The sequence below is a fragment of the Microbacterium sp. genome, from assembly GCF_036566905.1.
In the GTDB taxonomy this organism is placed as follows: domain Bacteria; phylum Actinomycetota; class Actinomycetes; order Actinomycetales; family Microbacteriaceae; genus Microbacterium.
Window position 1 is genome coordinate 37,378 of the sequence record NZ_DATCVK010000109.1, and the last position, 6,757, is coordinate 44,134.

Here is a 6,757-nt window from a genome sequence, read left to right on the forward strand (position 1 = left end):
TGAGCCTCCCCGGTAAGCTCAGATCATTGTGAATCGATTCACAATCGGACTCGATGTTGAGGACCCACACCTTGCGCCGTCGAATCGCGGTCCCAGAAGGAAGTGACAATGAGGCCACTGATCCGGAATCTGTCCATGGCTGTGGTGGGCGTCCTCGCGGCGGCATTGCTCGTCGCCCTGCCCGCCCCGGCGGCGCTCGCGGCGCCCGCACCACTGGACATCTACCCGCTGCAGTCGACGTACCCCGCTTCCCCAGACTTCGCCCTCACCGTCAACGGGCAGAACGTTCCGGTGCAGGATTACGCCGGGTACGACATCGCCCAGTTCGCGATGGGCGCCGGAGAAGCGGCCATCTCTATCCGCAAGGTCAACAACACCAACATCGGCTCCTACTCCATCAGCCCCCTCAAGCTCGGACTGACTGGTTCGGTCTCCGGGCCAACGCTGAACTTCACGGTCACCAAAGACGAGTACCTCATCGTGAAGATCGATGGTCGCCCCGACCTGGTGATCGCCATCGACCCGCTCGAAACGGGCCGGCCGGCGTCCAGCGGCACGGGGATCTTCAATGTCACGGCCGCGCCCTACTCCGCCTCCCCCGGTGCCCAGTACTCCACAGCCGCGTTCCAGAACGCCCTCAACGACGCTGCGGCGTGGGGGTCAGCCAACGCCAGTCAGGGCACCGTCTACGTGCCGGCCGGGGTGTGGACTCTTGGGACGCTGTACCTCCGGTCGAATCTGCGCCTCTACCTCGCCCCTGGGGCGGTCCTCAAATACACCGGCGACCGCGCCCACTACGACGTGCATTGGAAGAAGCTGTCGCAGAACCGCGATGTGACGTGGTTCCTGTCGACGAGGTACTCGACGACCAACATCTCCATCACCGGTCGCGGGATCATCGACGGGAACGGGATGGCCTCGCTGCAGCCGGCCAACCTCGGTGTGAACCTGCTGGTGCCGATCTATACCGACCAGTTCACGGTGGACGGGATCACTTTCCGGGAGTCCAGCAGCTGGGCCATCATGCCCACCCGCTCGAGCAACATGACCTTCCGTAACATTAAGATGTTCAACCGCTTCGACATGGGCGAGAACGACGGGATCGACGTGATGGAGTCCACCAACGTCACCGTGACCAATGCGATGGGCATCGGCCTGGACGACCCGTTCAGCACGAAGACGTGGGCCAACCACATCGACCTGTTCAAGAACGTTCCCGGTTCCCCTCGCGCGCTCGAGAACGTCACCTTCGACGATCTGGTGAGCTGGACCCACTGTTACGGGTTGAAGGTCGGTCAGGGCGTGTTCCAGCAGCAGCTCAATGTGACCTTCCGCAACGCCACGATCTACGATGCCTCGGTCGGTGTCGGGATCCACCATAAGTACGGCGCGGCGGGCGCCGTCAGCATTCAATTCGAGGACATCGACATCGAGCGTGTGCAACACAGCGCCTGCGGTGATGGCAACCGAACATGGATGGCACTGTGGACCGGTGCGACCGCCGAGGGTATCGGGCCTGTCACTGATGTCGACCTCACTCGTATCCGGGTGCGCGACGCCGGCACGACGCCCGCGAGGATCACTGGCGTCAGCGGGGCACCTATCACGGACGTCAAGTTCGAGGCGATTCGCATGCCGGGCAGCACGACGACGGCGACAACCTTGCAGCAGATGAACGTGACGAACGTCACTGACGCATCCAATATCCAGATCGTCCCGTAGCGACGACGTTGCAGGCCTGGATGCTTCGCGCATAGGATTGGGGTAGGTGTGAATCGATTCACACCTACCCCGATCAACTCCATCTGAAGGTCGACGATGCCCACACTGGTGAACGCGCTGTTAGAGCCGAAGACCCGTCGCAAGCCGCGCATCGGCCTGGTCGCAGGCGGACTGGGCACCTACTGGCCACAGTTTCCGGGCCTCTTGCCGCAGCTGCAAGAGTCCGCGGCCTACGTCTCCCAGCGGTTCCAGCAGATGGATGCCGAGGTCACCGACGTCGGATTCATCTCAGACGCGCACGAGGGCGCGGCTGCCGCCGAGAAACTGCGCCAAGCGGACTGCGACCTCATCGTGCTGTTTCTGACCACCTACCTCACTAGCTCGATGGTGCTGCCCATAGCCCAGCGATCGCATGCGCCCGTCCTGGTCATCGACCTGCAGCCCACCGAGAAAATGGATCACGCGAGCTTCGACACCGGTGCGTGGCTCGCATACTGCGGGCAGTGCCCGGTGCCGGAGGTCGGGAACGTGTTCCGTCGAGCGGGTATCCCATTCCGGTCGGTGTCGGGATACCTGCGGCAGGAACCGGCGTGGGAGCGCATCTCCCGCTGGATCAGCGCCGCCCACGTCCGAGCGGCATTGCGGCATGCGCGCCACGGGCTGATGGGACACCTTTATCCGGGCATGCTGGATGTGTCGACGGATCTGACGCTCCTACCTGCGACCTTCGGCTCCCACGTCGAGGTGCTGGAGTTCGACGATCTGAGGGTGCGTGCGGATACGGTCTCCGAGAGGGAGGTCGCCGAACGGATGGCTCTGGCGCGAGAGCTCTTCACCATCGACGAGTCCGTGGCTGACGATGACTTCGCGTGGGGTGCGCGAGTATCCGTTGCGCTGGATCGCCTGGTCGACGACTTCGAGTTGGACACGCTCGCCTACTATCACCGCGGCCTCGACGGGGAACAGCATGAGCGACTCGGGGCCGGCATGATCCTCGGTGCCTCGCTGCTCACGGCACGCGGCGTCCCGGCAACCGGTGAGTTCGAGCTGCGGACCACGCTGGCACAACTGGCTACCCAGGTCATCGGCGCCGGAGGTTCCTTCTGCGAGATCCAGGCACTGAACTTCGTAGACGGCGTCGTCGAGATGGGTCACGACGGACCCGCTCACCTGGCGGTCTCCAGCCGCGATCCTTTGCTGCGCGGCCTCGGCGTCTACCACGGCAAGCGCGGATGGGGCGTCTCCGTCGAGTTCGACGTGCAGCACGGCCCGGTGACGCTCCTCGGCCTCGGACAGGAGGCCGATGGCTCCCTCACCTTCATCGCGTCCGAGGGAGAGGTCGTGCACGGTCCGCTCTTGGAGATCGGGAACACCACCAGCCGCGTCGACTTCCGCAGGGACCCCGGCGAGTGGGTCGACGAGTGGTCGGCGACCGGCGTCGGCCACCACTGGTCTTTGTCGGTAGGCCACCGCGCAGCCGACTACCAGGCCGCGGCGTCGCTGCTCGGAATCGGCTATCGACACGTTTGACCAGTTCACCCACCCGACCGCGCAACGCAACGGCCGGTCCGTCGCACCTCGCGTCAACTGCGAGCAACTGGGAAGCGTGGCCGATGGCCGGTGCGCGCGCGGACCCTCTTGCGGTCTCCCGTTTCCGATGGATCTGCCGAAGGTAACGGCGGAGGCGAGCTCCACGGCGCGCTCGACGCTAACCTACGGCTGCGACGGCGGTGATCTCGATACGCAGTCCGGCGGGCAGGAGTGACCCGATCGTCGCCCGCGCGGGGCGCGCGTCGCGCGGCAGCACGCGGTCCCACACAGAATTCATGAGTGGCCCGTGAGACAGATCCGCAAGGTACACGGTGACCGACAGGAGGCGACCAGCGGCGGAGCCGGCCCCCTCGGCCTCGGTGATGACGTTGCGCAGGCACGCCTCTATCTCATCTTCGATGTCGTCAGGGATGGCGCCGGCTCCATCGACCGTACCCAGGACCCCCGAGAGGTAGGCCACGCCGCCGTGGACGACGGCGTGCGGCATCAGCGGGTTGGCGAACAGGTCGGGGATACGTATGCGTTCGATGGTCATGGGTCCTCGCAGACGGGTGTCGGATGAGTCGGTCAGGAGTGGATGAGGCGGCTGGTTCCAGATGAGATGGCGGTGTCAGATGAGCAGAGCGATGTCGCCTCGACCTCGGCTGACGCACGTTGCGAGCAGGCGCTGCCCGCGGTCGGAGTCGTTGAGACATCGGTCGCGATGGTCGAGGTCGCCCGAGGGCGCTTCGATGACGCATGACCCACACACCCCGCCCTCGCAGGAGTAGTCGACTGGAATGCCGTCGCGCAGGAGCGCGGCCAGCAATGTCTCGTCGGCCGCGACCGACACGCTCCTGCCGGTGCCGAGCAGGCGCGCGAAGAAGGGCTCACCGAGCCGCTCGCCGGGCCCGGCGGCCACAGCGAACGCTTCCGATCGCGTTCGCTCCGGTGGATGGCCGGCCGCGTCGAGGGCAGCCATGAGGGAGCGAGGACCGCAGTGGTACAGCGCGGTGTCTGCGGTGAGTCCGGCGACGAGTGACGAAACGTCGAGACGTGTCCCCTCCGCGGACACATGCAGGTGCACCCCCAGTCCGCTCGCCTCGAGGCGGTCGAGCAGTACCGCGTCGGCGCGGCGGTTCACGGCGTAGTGCACCTCCCCGTCCAGCGCGGGTGAGACGTCGTGGAGAAGGCCGATGATCGCTGTCACGCCGATGCCGCCCGCGACGAAGACGTGACGCGATGCCGTCGCGTCGAGCGACATCCCCGGCTGGGGGTAGGAGATGAACACGGGATCACCCGGCTGTGAGGCGTGGAACAGCGCCGAGCCGCCGCGTCCGGCATCCTGACGCTGCACCGCGATCTCGTAGTCGCCACCCCGAGAGGACACCAAGGAGTAGTCGCGGCGCACGCCCGTCGGGTGCTGGACGTGTACGTGATCGCCGCCCGCGGCCACCGGAAACGCGCGCCGGTGAATTGGGGCGACACGGATGGCGCGGACCCGTGGTGACAAGTCGCGGACCGCTGTGACCTGCGCGGCCATCAGGAGTCGGGTGGTCATGCCGTTGCCGGGCCGGGAAGCACAGCGTCACCCGCGCGGAGCGTCCCGCCGCGGATGATCCGACAGTTCAGGCCTGCACGACCGATCAACGGCTCGAATACCGGCTTATCGATGAGGCGCTCGAAGTAGCGGCAAGGCACGTTCAGCCGCCCGCCGTAGAGCTCCACGTCCCCGATCGTGAAGCGCTCGCCCACCAGATCATTGAGGGGAACGCCCGTCGTAACGAGATTGCGACGGGTCTCGCTTCGCTCCAGCCGGATGTCGAGCTCGTTCTCGATCGCCTGCAGCACCTCGTCGGCGATGATCGTCACCTGGCGATCCTCGTGCCACATGTGCGAGTAGTGGCCTTGGCGGGTGGCATAGCGGTCCCCTTCGAGACCGATGCCCGCAATCGCTGTCGCGGTGGCGAGCTCGTGCATCTCCACACCGGCAACCTCGGCAATCCAGATACCCTCCAGGCGCCCCCTCCAGCGCGGCGACGTCGTCATCGAATCCGGCCTTTCACTGCGGCATCCACCGCAGCGGCCAACAGTTCGGGATGCGTGACCATCGGGAGATGTGCTGTCGGGATGCCCACGACGTCATAGCCGCGTGCGCGTGCCCGCTCAGCCATCTCGACCATGAGGGGCTGCACCTCGCACCACACGTAAGTCGAGGGAACCACCCGCGCGACGGCAGCAGCCGCTGTCGAATGAGTGGCCAGCGGCATCGGGGTCATGTTCGCGGCGAGCCACGCGACATCGTCCACATCCTCGATCCCGAGCGCCTGAGGCGGCAGGGGGGCGATCAGCCACGGTCGCTCACCATCGACGGGGACGAACGCGTCCGCTAGCCATGGGATCAGGTCGAAGGCCGATTCGCCCGCCTCAGGGAGGAATGCGTCGAGATAAACGATCCGGCCGACGCGGGTCGACGTCGCAGCCTCGCGCGCGACGATGCCGCCGTAGCTATGTCCGACGAGGACGACATCCTGCAAATCGCCCTTCTCGAGCAGGTCCACAATCGCGGCCGCATGGACGGACGGATCGATACCCGCGCTCGCCGCCGCAGAATCGCCTGCGAGCCCCGGCAAGTCGGGCGCGATGACCGTATGGCCGGAGTCCCGCAGCAACGGGACGACGCGATCCCACACCCAGCCGCCGAGCCAGGTGCCGTGGATGAGCAGGATCGTCGACATAGGGGTCCTTTCGTAGCAGCCCAGCTGGCAGCTGACGAGGCGACCGTAGCGTGCCGATCGGCACGTTGCCATGTCATTTGGCAAACATTAACATTGCTGCAACATGACTCCTCCGGATGATGCGGCGCGCGAAACGCTCGACGGCGACGAGACCGTTATTGCCCGAGCCGTGCGCGCGCGTCGCCTGATGCTAGGGCTATCGCTCGCCGCGGCGTCGCGGCTGAGCGGCATTTCGGCACCACACCTCTCCCGCATCGAGTCGGGTGACCGCGTGCCGGCCGTGACCCTGCTCATGCGATTGGCCCGCGCCTACGACGTGCCCCTCGGCGTGCTCGTCGGGGAGGCTGACGAGGTGGACACGCGAGGGGTCACCGTGCGTCGACGCACGTCTGACGAGCGGCTCGCGGGAGCGGAGCGTTCGTTCGACATGCTCGGCTCCCAATCGCCGCACGCGCTCCTGCAGCCGATGCGCGTGACTCTGACCGAGGCGGTGTCTGGCGACCCCCAAGTGCATAACGGTGAAGAGTGGGTGCACGTCGAGTCCGGAGTGCTCGATGTCGAGATCGGCGGATCGACTGAGCGACTGGGCGCCGGCGACTCAATTCACTTCGATGCAGAGATCCCACACCGGCTCGGTCGCGTCGGAGCCGCATCGGCGGTATTCCTCATGGTCACCTCAATCGCCGGGGGCGGTCATCACCGCAGGGGCTAACCACCCCGAGCGACGACAGGATGCGACCTCCAGTTCATGACGGGCTGGTTTCCGG

At 66.0% G+C, this 6,757-nt stretch carries 7 protein-coding genes; 3 read left to right on the forward strand and 4 right to left on the reverse strand.

What is annotated here, in order from left to right; translation table 11 throughout:
- Nucleotides 1-108: 108 nt before the first annotated feature.
- Together VIP82_RS08120 and VIP82_RS08125 are read left to right on the forward strand one after the other, a co-directional pair.
- Nucleotides 109-1,722 (forward strand): glycosyl hydrolase family 28 protein, encoded by a 1,614-nt coding sequence (locus VIP82_RS08120; RefSeq protein ID WP_331907454.1) that lies wholly within the window; start codon nt 109-111, stop codon nt 1,720-1,722.
- A 96-nt stretch (nt 1,723-1,818) separates the two neighbouring features.
- Nucleotides 1,819-3,252, forward strand: coding sequence for an L-fucose/L-arabinose isomerase family protein (locus tag VIP82_RS08125; RefSeq protein WP_331907456.1), 1,434 nt, complete (start codon nt 1,819-1,821; stop codon nt 3,250-3,252).
- 178 nt (nt 3,253-3,430) lie between these two features.
- Here the strand turns inward: VIP82_RS08125 and VIP82_RS08130 are convergent, their stop codons facing one another.
- From VIP82_RS08130 to VIP82_RS08145, 4 genes are all read right to left on the reverse strand, one after another.
- Nucleotides 3,431-3,808, reverse strand: a complete 378-nt coding sequence (locus VIP82_RS08130) for a RidA family protein (protein WP_331907458.1) — start codon at nt 3,806-3,808, stop codon at nt 3,431-3,433.
- A gap of 75 nt (nt 3,809-3,883) precedes the next feature.
- Entirely contained in the window at nt 3,884-4,813 is a 930-nt protein-coding gene (locus VIP82_RS08135) for a PDR/VanB family oxidoreductase (protein WP_331907460.1), read from the reverse strand.
- Nucleotides 4,810-5,301 carry an MOSC domain-containing protein gene (locus VIP82_RS08140; protein WP_331907462.1) on the reverse strand — a complete coding sequence of 164 codons (492 nt, stop codon included), beginning with the start codon at nt 5,299-5,301 and terminating at the stop codon, nt 4,810-4,812. Before VIP82_RS08140 ends, VIP82_RS08135 begins: the two co-directional genes overlap by 4 nt.
- Entirely contained in the window at nt 5,298-5,990 is a 693-nt protein-coding gene (locus tag VIP82_RS08145) for an alpha/beta fold hydrolase (RefSeq protein WP_331907464.1), read from the reverse strand. Before VIP82_RS08145 ends, VIP82_RS08140 begins: the two co-directional genes overlap by 4 nt.
- A gap of 103 nt (nt 5,991-6,093) precedes the next feature.
- Between VIP82_RS08145 and VIP82_RS08150 the strand changes: the two genes are divergently transcribed.
- On the forward strand, nt 6,094-6,702 hold the full coding sequence (locus VIP82_RS08150; RefSeq protein WP_331907466.1) for a helix-turn-helix domain-containing protein: 609 nt from the start codon (nt 6,094-6,096) through the stop codon (nt 6,700-6,702).
- Nucleotides 6,703-6,757 lie beyond the last annotated feature (55 nt).

What these genes read in the sequence shown, in the direction of transcription:
- VIP82_RS08120 (WP_331907454.1), top strand. Translation starts at nt 109, where the DNA reads ATGAGGCCACTGATCCGGAATCTGTCCATGGCTGTGGTGGGCGTCCTC.
- VIP82_RS08125 (WP_331907456.1), top strand. Translation starts at nt 1,819, where the DNA reads ATGCCCACACTGGTGAACGCGCTGTTAGAGCCGAAGACCCGTCGCAAG.
- VIP82_RS08130 (WP_331907458.1), bottom strand. Translation starts at nt 3,808, where the DNA reads ATGACCATCGAACGCATACGTATCCCCGACCTGTTCGCCAACCCGCTG.
- VIP82_RS08135 (WP_331907460.1), bottom strand. Translation starts at nt 4,813, where the DNA reads ATGACCACCCGACTCCTGATGGCCGCGCAGGTCACAGCGGTCCGCGAC.
- VIP82_RS08140 (WP_331907462.1), bottom strand. Translation starts at nt 5,301, where the DNA reads ATGACGACGTCGCCGCGCTGGAGGGGGCGCCTGGAGGGTATCTGGATT.
- VIP82_RS08145 (WP_331907464.1), bottom strand. Translation starts at nt 5,990, where the DNA reads ATGTCGACGATCCTGCTCATCCACGGCACCTGGCTCGGCGGCTGGGTG.
- VIP82_RS08150 (WP_331907466.1), top strand. Translation starts at nt 6,094, where the DNA reads ATGACTCCTCCGGATGATGCGGCGCGCGAAACGCTCGACGGCGACGAG.